Origin of the sequence: Actinomadura vinacea (assembly GCF_039532545.1) — a bacterium.
In the GTDB taxonomy this organism is placed as follows: Bacteria; Actinomycetota; Actinomycetes; order Streptosporangiales; family Streptosporangiaceae; genus Spirillospora; species Spirillospora vinacea.
Genome location: NZ_BAAARW010000039.1, coordinates 190,487 through 208,581, shown reverse-complemented (window position 1 = coordinate 208,581; position 18,095 = coordinate 190,487). Strand labels below are relative to the sequence as shown.

Sequence of the window (18,095 nt, the reverse complement as noted above, 5' to 3'; positions counted from 1 at the left end):
TCCCTTCCTGGGACTCATCCGCTGAAGGCGCCCGTCTCCTAATGTTCTGTATGCGGGGATCACGAATGGGCCGCGTCCGGTGTTTCGACCGGGTCCGCGCACGATCACCTCGCCTCATCATCCGGTCGTTCGACGACCGGCCGTGCCCGGTGGTCGCACCGGGTGCACGACGACCAGACAGGGAGTTCACAGTGACGGACACCGCCCGATCGACCGCTGACGCGCCTTCCGCGCCGGGGGCGGGCGATTTCGCCGCGCGTGCCCAGCGGATCGCCAAGGTCTACGGCTCCGGGGACGCCGAGGTCATCGCCCTGGACGGGGTGAGCCTGGGCATCCCCCGCGGCCGCTTCACCGCGATCATGGGGCCGTCCGGGTCCGGGAAGTCCACGCTGATGCACTGCATGGCGGGCCTGGACGCGGTGGACTCCGGAGAGGTCTACATCGGCGATGTCGAGTTGACCCGGTTGAAGGACAAGCAGCTGACCCGGCTGCGCCGCGACAAGGTCGGCTTCGTGTTCCAGGCGTTCAACCTGGTCCCGACGCTCACCGCGCTGGAGAACATCACGTTGCCGATGGACATCGCGGGCCGCAAGCCCGACCGGGCCTGGCTCGACCAGGTGATCGACACCGTGGGGCTGCGGCCGCGGCTGGGGCACCGGCCCAGCCAGCTTTCGGGGGGCCAGCAGCAGCGGGTGGCGTGCGCCCGGGCGCTGGCGTCCCGCCCGGAGATCATCTTCGCGGACGAGCCGACCGGCAACCTGGACTCCCGCTCGGGCGCCGAGGTGCTGGGGTTCCTGCGCGAGTCGGTCCGGGAGATGGGCCAGACGGTCGTGATGGTCACCCACGACCCCACCGCCGCCGCGTACGCCGACCAGGTGGTGTTCCTCACCGACGGGCAGATCGTCGACACCATGGCGGCGCCGACCGCCGACCGGGTGCTGGAGCGCATGAAGGGCTTCGATCTGCCGGGGGTCGCGGCCCGATGATGGCCAAGGTCACGCTCCGCAACCTGGCGGCGCACAAGATCAGGCTCGTGCTCACCGCGGTCGCGGTGATCCTGGGCGTGGCGTTCGTGGCCGGGACGCTGATCTTCACCGACACGATGAACCGGCAGTTCGACGACCTGTTCAACAGCATCGGCAAGGGTGTCGCCGTCGATGTGCGGGCCAAGGAGGTCGTCAAGGGCAGCAACCCCGACGGGCAGTCGGCCGAGCCGGTGCCCGCCTCGGTCCTGGAGACGCTGCGGCGCGTCGAGGGCGTCAAGGAACCGATCGGGAACGTCAGCGGCTACGCGGCCGTCGTCGGGCCGGACGGCAAGGTCATCGGCGGGCAGGGGCCGCCGCAGCTGGGGGTGAACTGGACCCCGGGCGGCGACTACGACCTGTCGTCGGGACGCGCGCCCAAGGGCCCGTCGGAGGTCGCGCTCGACACCACCACCGCCGAACGCGCCGAGATGAAGGTCGGCGACACCGCGCACATCGTCACCGCCGGCGCCTCGATGCGCGCCCGCGTCGTCGGGCTGATGGACACCGGCGACATGATGGGCGCCAGCATCACCGCGTTCGACACCGCCACCGCGCAGCGGCTGCTGCTCAAGCCCGGCTATTTCAGCGACGTCCAGGTCGGTTCCACCGGCGTCTCCGAGACGGTGCTGCGGGACCGGATCGCGCGGGTGCTGCCGGCGAACCTGGAGGCCGTCACCGGCGCCCAGATGCGCGATGACGCCAAGAGCGAGGTCGCCGGGTTCATGACGTTCTTCCGCACGTTCCTGCTGGTGTTCGCACTGATCTCGATCTTCGTCGGGGCGTTCATCATCTTCAACACCTTCTCCATGCTGGTCGCCCAGCGCACCCGCGAGCTGGCGCTGCTGCGCGCGATCGGCGCGGCCCGCCCGCAGGTCACCAGGGCGGTGCTGGGCGAGGCGTTCGCGGTCGGCGTGGTCGGCTCCAGCATCGGCCTGGCCGCCGGCGCGGGGCTGGCGTACCTGCTCAACGGGCAGATGATGGGCGCGGACGCGGGCGGGCTGGTGCTCACCGCCAACCCGGTCGTCTCCTCGTACGCGGTCGGGATCGCCGTGACGATGGTGTCGGCGTACTTCCCCGCCCGGCGCGCCGCCAAGGTCCCGCCGGTGGCGGCGATGCGCGACGACGTGGCGCTGCCGCGCCGCTCGATGCGGGTCAGGGTCGCGCTGGGCTCGCTGCTCACCCTGATCGGCGCGGGCCTGATCGGGGTCGGGCTCGCCGGGGACGGCGAGGTGGTGCTGGTGGGGGTCGGCGCGTTCGCGGTGTTCCTGGGTGTGACGATGCTCGCCCCGGTGATCAGCGTGCCGGTGGTGCGGGTGCTGGGCGCGCCGTTCGCCCGGCTGATGGGCGCTCCGGGCCGGATGGCCCGGCAGAACGCGCTGCGCAATCCGCGCCGTACCGCCGCCACCGCCGCCGCGTTGATGATCGGGCTGGCGCTGATCACCACGGTGAACGTGCTGGGGGCCTCCATGCGGACCTCGGTGGAGGCGCAGGTCGACCGGCAGTTCGGCGCCGACTACATCGTCCAGCCGGCCGGGATGGGGCAGATCGGCGCCGATGTGGTCGGCAGGGTGCGCTCCACCGCCGGTGTCGAGAGCGCGGCGCCGTACTACATCGGCAGCGCCAACATCAAGGGCGACCGGGCCTCCTACGTTTCGGGCGACACCGCGGCGCTGGCCCGGGCCACGCGCCTGCGGCTGGTGTCGGGGTCGCTGGACGCGGGCCGCGACGGGATCCTGGTGAACGAGGACACCGCCCGCTCCAACGGGTGGAGTGTCGGCGGCGCGGTCTCGGTCCAGTTCACCGACGGCAGGACCCGGTCGTTGCGCGTCGCCGGGGTGTACTCCAAGAACGAGTTCCTCGGCCCGTATCTGGTGCCTGAGGCGGTCCATCAGGCGCACACGGCCCGGCCGATCGTGGCCAGGGTGTTCGTCGATGCCCGCCAGGCCGACGCCGCGACCCTCAAGGCGCTGCAGGGGACGCTGCGCGACCAGCCCAACCTGGAGGTGCAGGACCAGGCGGCGATGAAGGACAGCGCCCGCGAGCAGGTCGACGTGTTCGTCACCTTCCTCACCGTGCTGCTGGTCATGTCGGTGATCATCGCGGCGGTCGGGGTGGTCAACACCCTCGCGCTGTCGGTCATCGAGCGGACCCGGGAGATCGGGCTGCTGCGCGCGATCGGGATCAGCCGCCGGCAGCTGCGCCGCATGATCCGGCTGGAGTCGATCGTGATCGCGGTGTTCGGCGCCGTCCTCGGTGTCGCGGTGGGGGTGTCCTTCGGCGCGGCGTTGCAGCGGTCCTTGGTGGGGCAGGGTCTGACGCACCTGAGCGTCCCCTACGGGACGCTGTTCGCCTACCTGGTGATCGCCGCCCTGATCGGGGTCCTGGCCGCGCTGTGGCCCGCCTGGCGCGCCGGACGGATGGACGTCCTCAAGGCCATCTCCACCGAGTGACCTTCGTCGGCTGACACGGAAGGGCGCCACGCGCCGGGAGACCCCCGGGGCGTGGCGCCCTCGAACACGTCCGGACGCGTCCCGGACGGGCCGCGCGGGGGGTCTTTCTCGTCGGCGAGTCAGGTTCGGTCGGCTCGAGCGCACCGGCCAGGACCGTCCTGCGGTTCGAGTGCGCCCGGCCGGGCGCGGACTCCTTCGCCGAGCTCCTCCCCCGCCGGCTGCGCCGCGCCGTCCTCAACGGCCGCGAACTCGACCCCGGCACGCTGCGCGAAGGCCGCGGCACCTGGACGCCGAGACCGGCGAGATCCTCCACGGCGGCCCGGCCGCCGCGGGCTCGGTCACGGCCCCGGCGCGGGCCCGCTCAAGCCGCCGGCCGAGGGGCGGAACCCGCATCCGCGTCGGCGACCGGCGCCGCGGACGGCCGCGACAGGCCCCGGCGCAGCGACAGCGCCACGACCAGCGTCGCCGCACCCGCCGACGCGATCGCCGCGCCCACCCCCGCGACCTCGGCCACCCCGCCGAACACCACCGGGCCGACCCCCTGCAACGTCATCGTCCCCGTCGACAGCAGCCCGAACGCCTGCCCCCGCGCGCCCGCCGCCACCACGTCCACGAAACGCCGCTGGAGCCCCAGCTCGTAGGCCAAACTCGCGCCCGTCACCCCCAGCAGCACCGCCGCGACCGGCAGCGGCACAGCGGCCGCCAGCGGCAACCCGAACAACACCATCAACGGCACCACCAGCCGCTCCCGCGTCCCCGGCCCCAGCAACCGCCCGCCCACCAGATTCCCCGCCATCATCCCCACCGGCAGGCACGCCAGCAGGAACGCCCCTGCCCCCTCCGCGAACCCCCGCACCTGCGCGTACGGGAACAGCAGGCTCTCCGCACCCGCCACGAACGACACCGGCAGCCACTGCGCCAGCAGCACCACCCGCACCGTCCGATCCGCCAGCAGCCGCCGGTTCACCGCCCAGCTCGCCCCCACGAACGACCCCGCGGCGCCCCCGCCCGCACCGCCGGACGGCGGTGCCGGCGGCAGATCCTCCAGCAGCACCCGCACCAGCAGCGCCGCCACCGCGTACACCGCGCAGGCCACCAGCAGCGCCTGCCGCGCCCCCAAGGCCACCACCGCGACCCCGCCGAACGCCAGCCCCAGCAGCTGCGCCACCGACGCCGCGACCATCATCAGCGACCGGCCCAGCACGTACCCGTCCCCCGGCAGCACCTCCGCCGCCAGCCGGTACACCGCCCCCGACATCACCGGCGTCACGCACGCCACCACCGCCACCAGCAGCAGGCACACCGCGATCGGCGGATCCAGCAGTGCCAGCGCCGCCGCGGCGCCCGCCTCCAGCGCGTACACCCCCGCCACCAGCGGCCGCGGCCGCAGCCGGTCGGCCAGCGACCCCAGCAGCGCCCCGCCCAGCACCTGCGGCAGAAAACCGATCCCGAACGCCACCGCCGCCAGCAGCGGCGACCCCGTCCGCGCGTACACCAGCGCCGACAACGCCACCATCCGCAGCGTGCAGGAACGCCCCGGCCACCCGAAATGATCCAACGGACCGGCACGGACCTCCCCGCGATCGCCGGCGCCGCACGCCGCCGCCTCGCCCCGGGAAGGCTCGACGCCGCCGCGCTCTCCGAACGGGAGCACGACGGCGTCCACGACCGCCCGGCCGCCATCGATACCGCACCGGCGGACAGGCCCGGGGCGGCACGTTCACCGCCCGGACCGGCCGCGCGCGTCAGTCGTCGACCGAGTCGGCCTTGCCCTTCTTCAACGTGCCCGAATCGGCCGCGCCCTTGGTCACCGCCGACTGCGCCGCCACCAGATCGGTCGCGCTGACCGTGGTGTTCTCCGGGAAATGGCACGCTGCCTGATGCCCCGGGCTCAGCTCCACCAGCGGCGGCTCCACCTGCTTGCAGATGTCCTGCGCCTTCCAGCAGCGGGTATGGAACCGGCACGCCGGCGGCGGGTCCAGCGGACTGGGCACGTCCCCCTGCAACCGGATCCGGTCCCGGCCCTCCCGCCGCGACGGATCGGGCACCGGCACCGCCGACAGCAGCGCGTTGGTGTACGGATGCATCGGCCGCTCGTACAGATCGTCGCGATCCGCGATCTCCACGATCTTGCCCAGGTACATCACCGCGACCCGGTCGGCGATATGCCGCACCACCGACAGGTCATGCGCGATCACCACATAGGTGAGGTCCAGCTCGTCCTGCAGGTCCTCCAGCAGGTTCACCACCTGCGCCTGCACCGACACGTCCAGCGCCGACACCGGCTCGTCCGCCACGATCAGCTTGGGCCGCAGCGCCAGCGTCCGCGCGATCCCGATCCGCTGCCGCTGCCCGCCGGAGAACTCGTGCGGGTACCGGTTGTAGTGCTCGGGGTTGAGGCCCACCAGCTCCAGCAGCTCCTGGACGGCCTTCTTCACGCCCTGCTCGGTCTGGATCTTCTGCAGCCGGAACGCCGCCCCCACGATCGCGCCGACCGTCTGCCGCGGGTTCAGCGAGGAGTACGGATCCTGGAAGATCATCTGGAGGTCGCGGCGGAGCGGCCGCATCCGCTTCTGCGACAGCTTGGTGATGTCCCGGCCCTCGAACACGATCCGGCCGAAACTGGGATCCAGCAACCGCATGATCATGCGGCCGGTGGTGGTCTTGCCGCAGCCCGACTCGCCGACCAGCCCCAGCGTCTCGCCCTTGCGTACCGTGAACGACACCCCGTCCACGGCCTTGACCGCGGCGACCTGGCGGCGCAGCACGCCGGCCGTGACCGGGAAGTGCTTGCCGAGGCCGTCCACCTCCAGCAGGACCTCCCCGCCCCCGCCGTCCCCGGCGGACCGGGCCTCCTTGCCCAGCGGCACCCCGGACGCCTTGCCGGCCCCGGCCCGGGACCCGGCCCCGGGCTCCGAGGCTGCCTCCGAAGCGGACTCCGAAGCGGACTCCGAGGCGGGTTCCGGCTCGGGGTCGTCCTCGGGAGCCGGCCTGGTCTTCGGGGCCGCCTCCGCCTTCACGCCGGCCTCCTCCGGAACGGCCCCGGCCTCGGCTCCGCCGCGGGCCGCGGGCTCCTCGGGGCTCTTGTCGTCGGAAGTGCTCACCATGTCTCCACTGCCCCCCTTCACAGCTTGGGAGCGATCTCGTCGGTCCAGATCCGGCGCCGCCGCTCGGCGGCCAGATGGCAGGCCACACTGTGCCCCGGCGCGGTCTCCACCAGCTCGGGACGCTCCGCGGTGGCCTTGCCGTCGGTCAGCCCCTCGTAGGCGCAGCGCGGGTTGAACGCGCAGCCCGCCGGGAGATTGATCAGGCTCGGCGGCGCGCCCTTGATCGGTATCAGCCGCTCCGCCGGCGGCCGGTCCAGCCGCGGCATCGACCCCAGCAGCCCCCACGTGTAAGGGTGCTCGGGACGGTGGAAGACGTCGTCCACCCCGCCGTACTCCACGCACCGGCCGCCGTACATCACCAGGATGTCATCGGCCAGCTCGGCCACCACCCCGAGATCGTGGGTGATCATGATGATCGCGGAGTTGAACTCCTGCTGCAGATCCCGGATCAGATCCAGGATCTGCGCCTGCACCGTCACGTCCAGCGCCGTCGTGGGCTCGTCGGCGATCAGCAGCTCGGGGTCGCACGACAGCGCCATCGCGATCATCGCGCGCTGCCGCATCCCGCCGGAGAACTGGTGCGGGTAGTCGTCCACCCGCCGGTCCGGCCTGGGGATCCCGACCCGGCCCAGCATGTCGATCGCGTGCTTGCGCGCCACCTTCTTGGACACGTCGTTGTGCACCCGGTACGCCTCGACGATCTGCTGCCCCACCGTGTAGAAGGGGTGCATCGACGACAGCGGATCCTGGAAGATCATCGCCATCCGGCGGCCGCGCAGCCGCCGCACCTGATCCGGCGTCGCGCCCACCAGCTCCTGGCCGTCCAGCCAGATCTCCCCCGCCACCTGCGCGTTCTTGCGGTTGTGCAGGCCCAGGATGCCCAGGCTGGTCACGCTCTTGCCCGAACCGGACTCCCCCACGATGCCCAGCGTGCGGCCGCGTTCCAGCCGGAACGACAGCCCGTCCACCGACTTGACCAGGCCGTCGTCGGTCGGGAAATGGATGCGCAGGTCGCGCACGTCCAGGAAGGACCTCGGCTCCGGCGACGACTCCGACGCGGACTCCCCCACCGTGCCTCCCCTCTGCTCGCCCTTGCCCATCAGCTGTGCCTCACCCTCGGGTCGACGACCCCGTACAGGATGTCGACGACCAGGTTGGCGATGACGATGAACAGCGCCGCGACCGTCACCACGCCCAGCACCACCGGCAGGTCGCTGCCGACCACCCCGTCCAGCGCCAGCCGGCCCAGGCCCGCCAGCGAGAACGTCCGCTCGGTCAGCACCGCCCCGCCCAGCAGCAGCCCGATGTCCAGGCCGAACAGCGTCAGCAGCGGCGTCAGAGTGGACCGCAGCGCATGCTTGCTGATCACCGTGCCCTCCGGCAGGCCCTTGGCGCGGGCCGTGCGGATATAGTCCTCGTTCAGGGTCTCGAGCATCCCCGCCCTGGTCATCCGCGCGTACATCGCCGCGTACAGGAACGCCAGGGTCACCCAGGGCAAGATGAGATTACCCGCCCACGCGAACGGGTTGTCCAGGAAGCCGGTGTATCTCACCGGAGGCAGCAGCCCCCACTCGTGGACCACGAACGTCAGCGACAGCAGCCCGGTGAAGAAGATCGGCAGGGACACCCCCGCCAGCGCCACCAGCATCGTCGCCCGGTCGAAGAACGAGCCGCGGCGCAGCGCCGACAGCACTCCGATCGAGATCCCGATCACCAGCCACAGCACGGCCGCGCCCACCACCAGCGACAGCGTGACCGGGAGCCGGTCGACGAGCTGGTCGGTCACATTGGTGTTGGTGCGGAAGGAGTACCCGAAGCACGGCGCCGGGCAGTCGATCTCGGCGGTGCCGGTGTCGTAGGTGTCGCCGGCCACCACGCCCTTGACGAACCGGCCGTACTGAACCGCGATGGGGTCGTCGAACCCGAACCGCTCCTTGACGGCCTGCACCGTCTCGGGAGTCGGCGCCTTCCCCGCGAACCGGGAGGCGAGATCATCGCTGGTGGTACCGGCTATCCGGGGCAGCAGAAAGAAGATCGAGAAGGTCACCGCGCTGATGACCAGCATCAGCGCGACCGCGCCCACCAGCCGGCGAACGATATATGCGATCACGGTCTGCGGCGATGGGCGGCCTCCCGGGGTGTCGCCCCGGAAGGCCGCCCGCTGCCTTCACCTGCTTTCGTTCAGCGAGTCGACCAGGGCGTGCTCTAGCCGCTCAGGCCCAGGGTCGAGTAGTTGTACATCCCGAAGCCCTCGTGGAAGAAGATGTTGGTCAGCGTGGCCGGCCGGTACAGCAGGGACTTGGCGTACACGTTCGGGACCACCGCGGCCTGCTCGCGGTACTTGTCGTCGATCTGGTTGTAGACCTTGGCGCGCTGCGCCGGGTCCTGGACCTTCACGACGTCGTTCCACTGCTGGTTGACCCAGGCGTCGTTGAACTCCGAGTTGTTGGCGTTGCCGGACTCGACGATCGCCTTCTTGTCGGTGACCGCCTGCAGGTAGCCGTAGCCGGTCGGCCAGTCGGCGTGCCAGCCGTAGGTGCCGATCCCGATGTTCTCCTTCTTGTTGAAGGCCGGGGAACCGAACTGGTCGTTGGTGTAGGTGTTGGCCGGGTAGCCCTGCAGCGTCAGCTTGATGCCGACACGGCCCAGGGACTCCTGCAGCGCCTCGGCGACGGCCTTCTCCTTCAGGCGGTCGCTGCGGTACACCATCTTGACCTCGAAGCCGTTGGGCTTCCCGCACTTGGCCAGGGCCTCCTTGGCCTTGGTCACGTCGCCGGTGTAGCCCTTCTGGGACTTGGTGTAGTGGTCGGTGCCCTTTTCGCGGCCCTCGATGTTCGGCGGCATGATCGTGGTCGACAGCTCGCCGCCGACGTCACCGCCGTAGGCGCGCCACATGGCGTCGCGGTTCGCGGCCCACACCATCGCGCGGCGGCAGTCGATGTTGGGGACCACCGCCGTGTTGATCGGGTTGTACCAGGTGAACCCGCCGGGCGCGTTGTCGGCGTTCTTGCGGTGGTCCGCGCTCGACAGCAGCGTCTTGCGGCCGTTGTCGGCCACGCCGGTGCCGGGCAGGTCGACGTGGATCTGGCCGGCCAGCAGCTGGTTGTCCAGCTCGTCCTGGTTCATGCCCGCGATCACCTGGATCTGGTCGGGCAGCTGCTTGCGGTTGGGGTCGGTCGACTGGTTCCACTGGTCATTGCGGACCAGGGTGCCGCCCTTGCCGGGCTGGTAGTCGGCCTGCCACTTGTACGGGCCGGAGGAGAAGGGGTGCAGACCGTACCGCTCGCCCTTGTCCTTGGCCTGCGGCACCGGGGCCGTCTGCCCGCTGAAGGTCACCAGCTCGTTGAACTCGGCGAACGGGTCCTTCAGGTGGAACACCACGGTGTAGTCGTCGGGGGTCGACACACCCTTGAAGTTGTCAAGGTTCTTGTCCTTGTACGGGCCCTTGTACCCGTCGGCGTCCAGCAACTGGGAGAAGTAGCTGGGGCCGTTGCGCAGCACGCCGCGGTCGAAGGTGCGGGCGACGGCGTACTTGACGTCCTTGGCCCTGATCTCCGAGCCGTCCTCGTACTTCAGCCCGCGCCGCAGCTTGTAGGTCCACTCGGTCTTGTCGGCGTTGGAAGTGCCGAGCGCCTCGGCGACGTCGGGCACCGGCTTGAAGCCCTCCGGACCCGGCTTGGCCGGGTAGGTGAGCAGCATCCGCGAGTACAGCCGGGTGAAGTTGTTCGCCCAGGCGTAGTACATGTTGCCCGGGTCGGTGGAGTCGATGTCGGAGCTGGTCGCCATCTTCAGCGTCCCGCCGCGCTTCTCCGAGGCGTTGTGGATCTTGCCGACGGCGGCGTTGCTGACGCTCGTGCCGCCGCTGTCCTCGTCGCCACCGCCGCCGCAGGCGGACAGTCCCAGACTCAGCGCGACGGCACCGGCCGCCGCGGCGGTCAGAACCTTGGGCCTTTTCATGAGATCCCTTTCCTTAATGACGTTCGGACCGCGCGAGGGTCAGCGGGTCCGTGGGTCGAGAGCGTCACGCAGACCGTCACCGAAGACGTTGAAGGCCATGACGGTGATGAAGATCGCGACGCCGGGGATGACCACGAAGTAGGGCGCGACCTGGTAGGTCTGGATGGCCGTGGTCAGCATCCCGCCCCAGGACGGCGTGGGCGGCTCGATCCCGACGCCCAGGAACGACAGCGCCGCCTCGAACAGGATGTTGGTCGGGATCATGAGCGTGGCGTACACCAGGATCGGCGCCACCAGGTTCGGCAGGAGCTCCCGGACGATGATGTAGGGGCCGCGCGCGCCCATGCTGCGGGCCGCGTCGACGAACTCGCGCTCGCGCAGCGAAAGGGTCTGGCCGCGGACGATGCGGCCGATGTAGGGCCAGCCGAAGAAGCCGATGACGAACACCAGCACGCCGATCCGCAGGCCGTTGCCGGTCAGCCCCAGCATCGACTCGGGGATGACGCCGACCACGGCGATGGAGAACAGCAGCAGGGGAAAGGCGAGGAAGACGTCCATCAGCCGCGCGATCACCGAGTCGACCCAGCCGCCGAAGTAGCCGGCGACCACGCCGAGCGCGGTGCCGATCACGGCGGCCACCACGGTGGCCAGGAACCCGACCAGCAGCGACACGCGCGCGCCGTAGACGATGCGGCTGAACAGGTCGCGGCCGGTGTTGGGCTCCAGGCCCAGCAGGTACTCGCCGCTCATGCCGCCCATCGGCTTGGTGGGCGAGCCGAAGGTCGGGTCGAGGAGTTCCTGGTGGAACTGGTTGGGCGGGTGCCCGAGCAGCTTGACGATGAGCGGAGCGAACACGGCCATGAGGGTCAGCAGGATGATCAGGATTCCGCCGATCATCGCGACCTTGTCGCGGCGCAGCCGCAGCCAGGCGATCTGCCCGAGCGAACGGCCCTGGATGGCCTTCCCGCCGACGCCGGCCAGCACGGCCTCCGGCTGGGCCTCCTTGTCCGACCCCGTCACCTCGATCGGTGCGGTCACGCTCCGTACCTCCTACCCTCGGGCCACGCTGCGGCCGCCCGACCTCGCGCGGGCGTGGAGATCGTCCGCCGCCCGTGCCCGTTACGCCGCGTTTGCTGGAGGGAAACCTAGTCCTTCGGGGAAGACTGTCCATCCACGAAGCGGGCTGTGGCCAGTACCCGTATCTGACTTGTGATCTCGTCGTCATCTCGGGCACATGCGATCCGCACAATGCATCGGCAAAGCGCCCGAATAGTACGGCCCGCGACCGCGGGTGACGCAACGGCGAACCGGTCTAGACCAGGAAGCTTTACCGGACTGAGTCCGTTTCGATACCGATCGTGCGCAGGTCAGGGCCCCGGAAACGGCAAATCGCCGAGCGGGGAGGCGCACCGCCGACGGTGCACCTCCCCACCCGGCGTGACGGCTGTGCCAGAAGTGAGCGATGGGACGATCCGCCACCGCTCGTCTCAAGCGGACGACTCGGCGACCGCCCGAAGGCCGGGCCCGGCCCGGACGACTCAGCCCAGGCGACTCAGGACCACGGTGGCTCGGCCCCGGCCTTCCGGGTGGCTCGGCTCAGGCGGCTCGGGCCGGACGGGTCAAGAACCCGGCGGCTCGGCTCGGGCGGCTCGAGCTAGAGCAGGCTTCCGGGGGGGCGGCGCCGTGTGAAGGGGCAGCGGCTCCGGGAGGCGGGTCACTTGATTCCGCGGTTGCGGAGGATCTCCTCGATCTCCGCCATCTCCGGGTCGGCGGCGGGGCCCGCGGACCCGATCTCGCCCTTGGGCGCCTTGGCCGGCTTCTTCCCGGCGGCCTTGCGCTCCTGCCGGCCGCCGGCCGCAGGCCGTTCGGGGGCGGCCGCGCCCGCGCGGCGGCTCAGCATGACCCCCGAGGTCAGGTAGAGCAGGACGGCCACGCCCGCGATGGCGGCGCCGCCCCACTTCTCCAGGTTGAAGGTCGCCATGTCGACGAAGAACTTCGTCACGCCCGTCATGGTGGCCGCCAGCGGCACCAGCGACCAGGCCGCCCCGCGCATGGCCGAGGCGAGACCGCGCCGCTTGTAGACACCCCAGCTGATGACCAGCCCGAGCAGAGTGATCCCCAGGCTGATCGCGAATATGGTCGCGTCGGTCATGCCGGCCCCTCAATCTCCCTCGGTCGTGCTCTTCCCATCGTCACACGCCCGAGCCGGTTCCCGCTCCTCCCGGCGGACGGTTTCCGGCCTGTCCGGTCTCATCCTTCTGCGTGATCCCGTCCCCTAGGGAGGGGTCAGGGGACCAGGGCCCGCAACCGGGGAAGATCAATGTCGTGCAACGATTCGACGACGGTCCGGCCCGGCGCCGGGGGGATCGGCAGCAGGCACGGCACCGCCACCGTCACGCAGCCCGCCGCCTCCGCCGCCGCGACCCCGTTCGGGGAGTCCTCCAGCACCACGCAGCGGCCCGGCGGCAGGCCGAGGCGTCGCGCCGCCGTCAGGTACGGTTCGGGGTCGGGCTTGGTCCGCGACACCTCGTCGCCGGCCACGCTGAGGACGAAGTGCTCCCGCCCGATCGCCTCCAGCGCCGGCTCGATCAGCCGCCGGTGGCTGGAGGACACCAGCGCCGCCGGCACCCCCGCGGCGCGCACCTCGGCCAGCAGGTCCTTGGCGCCGGGCATCATCGGCACGGCCGTCTCCAGCCGCCCGGCCATGCCCTCCAGCATCCGCCGCCCCACCTCCTCCGGGGAGGCGGCGGCGCCGGTCAGGTCGAGCATGTACGCCACGGCCGAGTCCAGGGAGCCGCCCACCAGGTGCTCCTGCTGCTCGGGTCCCCACGAGCCGCCCAGCCACGCCATGACCTCGGTCTCGACCTCCAGCCACAGCCGCTCGGAGTCGATCAGCAGGCCGTCCATGTCGAACAGCACGGCCCCCAGGCCGCCGTTGCCCTTCACACGCTTCCCCAGTGTCGTCGGTCGGAAGTCGCCGGACGTACCGGCAACGATCATCGACGGTACGTCATGGCGGGCGCGGACCGGCCTGCTTGTGGCGCACCGCACGCCGCGCGCGAGGCTTGAGCAGCAGCCCGCCGAGGAGCCGCATACCGAGATCGGGACGCGCGTCCCGGTCCGCGGCACGCCCCTCCCGCCGGGCCGCGGCGTTCCGCTTCCGCCGGTACGACATCCCGTCAGGTGTTGAAGTACTTGGCCTCGGGGTGGTGGACGACGAGCGCGTCCGCCGACTGCTCGGGGACCAGTTGCAGCTCCTCCGACAGGCTCACCCCGACCCGCTCGGGGTCCAGCAGCCGCACCAGCTTGACGCGGTCCTCCAGATCCGGGCAGGCGGCGTAGCCGAAGGAGAACCGGGCGCCGCGGTAGCCGAGCTTGAAGAAGTCCTCCACGTCGGAGGAGTCCTCGCCGCCGAAGCCCAGCTCCGAGCGGATCCGGGTGTGCCAGTACTCCATCAGCGCCTCGGTCAGCTGCACCGACAGGCCGTGCAGCTCCAGGTAGTCGCGGTAGGAGTTCTTGGCGAACAGCTCGCCGGTGGCCTGGCTGATCTTGGAGCCGACGGTGACCAGCTGGAACGCGGCCACGTCGACCTCGCCCGACGCGCGCGGCCGGAAGAAGTCGGCCAGGCACAGGTGCCGGTCGCGGCGCTGGCGCGGGAAGGTGAACCGCTCGCGCTCGGAGCCGTCGTCGTTCAGCAGCACCAGGTCGTCGCCCTCGCTAACGGCCGGGTAGTAGCCGTACACGACCGCGGCCTCGATCAGGCCCTCGGTCTGCACGCGGTCCAGCCACATCCGCAGCCGGGGCCGGCCTTCGGTCTCCACCAGTTCCTCGTAGGACGGGCCGTCGCCGCCGCGGGCCGGCTTGAGGCCCCATTGGCCCATGAACGTGGCCCGCTCGTCCAGGAACGCGGCGTAGTCGTTCAGCGGGATGCCCTTGACGATCCGGTCGCCGAAGAACGGCGGCTCGGGCAGCTTGTTGTCGGCGGCGACGTCGGACCGGGCGGGCATGTCCTCCGGCTCGGTCACCTCGAACCGGGCGCCGCGCCGCTTGACCCGCCGCTCCCGCAGCGGCGGCAGTTGCGCGCCCTCCTCGCCGCGCTTGACGGCCATGAACGCGTCCATCAGCCGCAGCCCCTCGAATGCGTCGCGGGCGTAGCGGACCTCGCCGTCGAACAGCTCGGCCAGGTCCTGCTCGACGTAGGCGCGGGTGAGGGCGGCCCCGCCCAGCAGCACCGGCCACTCCTCGGCCAGGCCGCGGGAGTTCAGCTCCTCCAGGTTCTCCTTCATGATCACGGTGGACTTCACCAGCAGCCCGGACATCCCGACCACGTCGGCCTGCTTGTCGCGGGCGGCCTCCAGGATCGCCGACATCGGCTGCTTGATGCCGAGGTTGACCACCTCGTAGCCGTTGTTGGACAGGATGATGTCGACCAGGTTCTTGCCGATGTCGTGCACGTCGCCCTTGACGGTGGCCAGCACGATCCGGCCCTTGCCGCCGTCGTCGGCCTTCTCCATGTGCGGCTCGAGGTAGGCCACGGCGGTCTTCATGACCTCCGCCGACTGCAGCACGAACGGCAGCTGCATCTGCCCCGACCCGAACAGCTCCCCGACCGTCTTCATGCCGTCCAGCAGCACGTCGTTGACGATCTCCAGGGCGGGCCGCTGGGCGAGGGCCTCGTCCAGGTCGGCGTTGAGGCCGTCCAGTTCGCCGTCGACGATGCGGCGCTTGAGCCGCTCCCACAGCGGCAGCGCCAGCAGCTCGGCGGCCCGGTCGGCCTTCAGCGCCGCGGTGTCGACGCCCTCGAACAGCTCCATGAAGCGGATCAGCGGGTCGTAGCCTTCGGTGCGCCGGTCGTAGACCAGGTCGAGGGCGACCTTGCGCTGCTCCTCGGGGATCCGCGCCATCGGCAGGATCTTGGAGGCGTGCACGATCGCCGAGTCCAGTCCGGCGTCGGCGCACTCGTTCAGGAACACCGAGTTCAGCACGATCCGGGCGGCGGGGTTGAGGCCGAAGGAGACGTTGGACAGGCCCAGCGTGGTCTGCACGTTCGGGTGGCGGCGCTTGAGCCCGCGGATCGCCTCGATGGTCTCCAGCGCGTCCCGGCGCGATTCCTCCTGGCCGGTGCCGATGGTGAAGGTGAGGCAGTCGACGATGATGTCCTCGACCCGCATCCCCCAGTTGCCGGTCAGCTCCTCGATCATCCGGGCGGCGATCCGCACCTTCCACTCGGCGGTGCGCGCCTGCCCCTCTTCGTCGATGCACATCACCACGACCGCGGCGCCGTGCTCGCGGACGATCGGCATCAGCCGGCGCAGTTTGGAGCCCTCGCCGTCGCCGTCCTCGAAGCTGACGGAGTTGACCACCGCGCGGCCGCCGAGCATCTCCAGCCCGGCCTCGATCACCGGGGTCTCGGTGGAGTCCAGCACGATCGGGAGCGTGGCCGCGGTGGCGAACCGGAACGCCAGCTCCTTCATGTCGCCCACGCCGTCGCGGCCGACGTAGTCGACGCACAGGTCGATCATGTGCGCGCCGTCCCGGGCCTGGTCCCGGGCGATCTTGACGCAGTCGTCCCAGCGTTCGTCCAGCATCGCCTCGCGGAAGGCCTTGGAGCCGTTGGCGTTGGTGCGTTCGCCGATCGCCAGGTAGGAGGTGTCCTGGCGGAACGGGACGTGCTGGTAGAGCGAGGCGGCGCCGTTCTCGGGGCGGGGCCTGCGCTCGGCCGGCTCGCGGCCGCGGACCCGCTCCACGACCTGCCGCAGGTGCTCGGGGGTGGTGCCGCAGCAGCCGCCCACCAGCGACAGCCCGAAGTCCCGGGTGAAGGTGTCGTGCGCGTCGGCCAGCTGGCCCGGCGTCAGCGGGTAGTGGGCGCCGTCGGAGGTCAGCTCGGGCAGGCCCGCGTTCGGCATGCACGACAGCCCGATCCGGGCGTGCCGGGCCAGGTAGCGCAGGTGCTCGCTCATCTCGGCCGGGCCGGTGGCGCAGTTGAGGCCGATCAGGTCCAGGTCCAGCGGCTCCAGCGCGGTCAGCGCGGCGCCGATCTCCGAGCCCATCAGCATCGCGCCGTTCTGCTCGATGGTGACCTGCCCGATCAGCACCGTGTCGGCGCCGGCCGCGGCGATGGCGCGCTTGGCGCCGATCAGCGCGGCCTTGGCCTGCAGCAGGTCCTGGCAGGTCTCCACCAGGATCGCCTGCGCGCCGCCGGCGATGAGCCCTTCGGCGTTCAGCTGGTAGGCGTCGCGCAGTTCGGCGAACGGCACGTGGCCCAGCGTGGGCAGCTTGGTGCCGGGCCCGACCGACCCGATGACCCAGCGCGGCCGCTCGGGCGTGGAGTAGGAGTCGGCGACCTCGCGGGCCAGCCGGGCGCCGGCCTCGGCCAGCTCGAAGATCCGCTCGGTGATGTCGTACTCGCCGAGGTTGCCGAGGTTGGCGCCGAAGGTGTTGGTCTCGACGCAGTCGACGCCGGCGTCGAAGTAGGCCGTGTGCACCCCGCGCACGATGTCGGGCCGGGTGACGTTCAGGATCTCGTTGCAGCCCTCGTGGCCCTGGAAGTCGTCGAGGGTGGGGCCGGCGTCCTGGAGCATCGTCCCCATGCCACCGTCCGCCACGACGACGCGTTGCTTGAGGGCCTGGCGCAGTGACTGCGATGTGGGAGTGCTCATGGTGCACAAGCCTAACCGGGCGTCCCGACCGGCCGGGCGCACCTTCCGGTGCGCGGCCGAGGCGCCGGTCACATCCGTTCGCTCCGCGCATGGCCCGTGACGGATGGGTCACCGGGAGGATAGCGTGCCACCCGGTAACCTACTCCCCGGTAAGGAGCGGCATGAGCGCGTACCGCACCATCCTCGTCGGCACCGACGGCTCGGACACCTCGTTCCGCGCGGTCGACCGCGCCGCCCAGCTGGCCGCCGCCACCGGCGCCACGCTGCTGCTCGCCTCCGCCTACAGCCCGATGCCCGAGCGGGAACGGCTGAGCGCCGCCGACCGCCTGGGCGAGCTGGCCTACAAGGTGCAGGGCTCCACGCCCGCCGACGACGCCCTGCGCGCCGCGCGGGAACGGGCCGTGGCGGCCGGCGCCAAGGACATCGTGCACGAGGCCGTGGAGGGCGACGCCGTCGACGTGATCAGCAGGCTGGCCAAGGACCGCGACGCCGACCTGGTCGTGGTCGGCAACCGCGGGCTCAACAGCCTGGCCGGCCGGATCCTGGGCTCGGTCCCGGCCGACCTGTCCCACCGGTCCCCCTGCGACATCCTCATCGTGCACACCACCGACGGGAGAAAATGATCCCCGGCCCGGCCGCCGGCTCTGCGATCATGTTCCGCGCGGCGGGTACCGCCGCGCGGAACATGTCGGCCGGCGCCCCGCCGGACGCCCCCCGGAACGGACGCGGAAACCGGTGAGACCCAATCGTGACCGCCGGTCCCCCGCCCCCGCCCCACCGCGGGTCTGGGCGGTGGGACGGTGGGGTAGGTCCCCGTCGGGACGTAGGCTGGCAGCCACCGATCATCTCCCCGGGACCCCGACCCCGGGAATGACGGCCCTCGCGGTGACGCTGTAC

Annotated in this window: 13 protein-coding genes; 3 read left to right on the top strand and 10 right to left on the bottom strand. The window is 71.2% G+C overall.

Annotated elements, in window-relative coordinates; translation table 11 throughout:
* Positions 1-191: 191 nt before the first annotated feature.
* Together ABD340_RS42210 and ABD340_RS42205 are read left to right on the top strand one after the other, a co-directional pair.
* Positions 192-986 (top strand): ABC transporter ATP-binding protein, encoded by a 795-nt coding sequence (locus tag ABD340_RS42210; protein WP_344597082.1) that lies wholly within the window; start codon positions 192-194, stop codon positions 984-986.
* Positions 983-3,475, top strand: a complete 2,493-nt coding sequence (locus ABD340_RS42205; protein WP_344597080.1) for an ABC transporter permease — start codon at positions 983-985, stop codon at positions 3,473-3,475. Before ABD340_RS42210 ends, ABD340_RS42205 begins: the two co-directional genes overlap by 4 nt.
* A gap of 361 nt (positions 3,476-3,836) precedes the next feature.
* Here the strand turns inward: ABD340_RS42205 and ABD340_RS42200 are convergent, their stop codons facing one another.
* The 10 genes from ABD340_RS42200 to metH form a co-directional block, all read right to left on the bottom strand.
* Positions 3,837-5,129, bottom strand: coding sequence for an MFS transporter (locus tag ABD340_RS42200; protein WP_344597079.1), 1,293 nt, complete (start codon positions 5,127-5,129; stop codon positions 3,837-3,839).
* A 91-nt stretch (positions 5,130-5,220) separates the two neighbouring features.
* Entirely contained in the window at positions 5,221-6,345 is a 1,125-nt protein-coding gene (locus tag ABD340_RS42195) for an ABC transporter ATP-binding protein (protein WP_425547530.1), read from the bottom strand.
* A 254-nt stretch (positions 6,346-6,599) separates the two neighbouring features.
* Complete coding sequence (locus ABD340_RS42190) at positions 6,600-7,682, bottom strand: ABC transporter ATP-binding protein (RefSeq protein ID WP_425547522.1); 1,083 nt, start codon at positions 7,680-7,682, stop codon at positions 6,600-6,602.
* Positions 7,682-8,692, bottom strand: a complete 1,011-nt coding sequence (locus ABD340_RS42185) for an ABC transporter permease (protein WP_344597075.1) — start codon at positions 8,690-8,692, stop codon at positions 7,682-7,684. The genes ABD340_RS42190 and ABD340_RS42185 overlap by 1 nt, the downstream gene beginning before the upstream one ends.
* Positions 8,693-8,787: 95 nt before the next feature.
* A complete protein-coding gene (locus tag ABD340_RS42180) occupies positions 8,788-10,539 on the bottom strand; it encodes an ABC transporter substrate-binding protein (RefSeq protein ID WP_344597073.1) in 1,752 nt (583 codons plus the stop codon).
* A 39-nt stretch (positions 10,540-10,578) separates the two neighbouring features.
* Complete coding sequence (locus ABD340_RS42175; RefSeq protein WP_344597071.1) at positions 10,579-11,577, bottom strand: ABC transporter permease; 999 nt, start codon at positions 11,575-11,577, stop codon at positions 10,579-10,581.
* Between the two features lie 676 nt (positions 11,578-12,253).
* Positions 12,254-12,691 (bottom strand): hypothetical protein, encoded by a 438-nt coding sequence (locus tag ABD340_RS42170; protein WP_344597069.1) that lies wholly within the window; start codon positions 12,689-12,691, stop codon positions 12,254-12,256.
* A gap of 134 nt (positions 12,692-12,825) precedes the next feature.
* Positions 12,826-13,539: an HAD family hydrolase gene (locus tag ABD340_RS42165; RefSeq protein ID WP_344597067.1), complete on the bottom strand. Its 714-nt coding sequence runs from the start codon at positions 13,537-13,539 to the stop codon at positions 12,826-12,828.
* 10 nt (positions 13,540-13,549) lie between these two features.
* Positions 13,550-13,714 (bottom strand): hypothetical protein, encoded by a 165-nt coding sequence (locus ABD340_RS42160; protein ID WP_344597066.1) that lies wholly within the window; start codon positions 13,712-13,714, stop codon positions 13,550-13,552.
* A gap of 4 nt (positions 13,715-13,718) precedes the next feature.
* Positions 13,719-17,198: a methionine synthase gene (gene metH / locus ABD340_RS42155; protein ID WP_344597064.1), complete on the bottom strand. Its 3,480-nt coding sequence runs from the start codon at positions 17,196-17,198 to the stop codon at positions 13,719-13,721.
* A 161-nt stretch (positions 17,199-17,359) separates the two neighbouring features.
* Between metH and ABD340_RS42150 the strand changes: the two genes are divergently transcribed.
* A complete protein-coding gene (locus ABD340_RS42150; RefSeq protein WP_344597063.1) occupies positions 17,360-17,821 on the top strand; it encodes a universal stress protein in 462 nt (153 codons plus the stop codon).
* Positions 17,822-18,095 lie beyond the last annotated feature (274 nt).

Bases quoted from the DNA above. Each gene is read 5' to 3' on its own strand.
- metH (WP_344597064.1), bottom strand. From the start codon at position 17,198: ATGAGCACTCCCACATCGCAGTCACTGCGCCAGGCCCTCAAGCAACGC.
- ABD340_RS42170 (WP_344597069.1), bottom strand. From the start codon at position 12,691: ATGACCGACGCGACCATATTCGCGATCAGCCTGGGGATCACTCTGCTC.
- ABD340_RS42180 (WP_344597073.1), bottom strand. From the start codon at position 10,539: ATGAAAAGGCCCAAGGTTCTGACCGCCGCGGCGGCCGGTGCCGTCGCG.
- ABD340_RS42205 (WP_344597080.1), top strand. From the start codon at position 983: ATGATGGCCAAGGTCACGCTCCGCAACCTGGCGGCGCACAAGATCAGG.
- ABD340_RS42190 (WP_425547522.1), bottom strand. From the start codon at position 7,682: ATGGGCAAGGGCGAGCAGAGGGGAGGCACGGTGGGGGAGTCCGCGTCG.
- ABD340_RS42165 (WP_344597067.1), bottom strand. From the start codon at position 13,539: ATGATCGTTGCCGGTACGTCCGGCGACTTCCGACCGACGACACTGGGG.
- ABD340_RS42160 (WP_344597066.1), bottom strand. From the start codon at position 13,714: ATGTCGTACCGGCGGAAGCGGAACGCCGCGGCCCGGCGGGAGGGGCGT.
- ABD340_RS42150 (WP_344597063.1), top strand. From the start codon at position 17,360: ATGAGCGCGTACCGCACCATCCTCGTCGGCACCGACGGCTCGGACACC.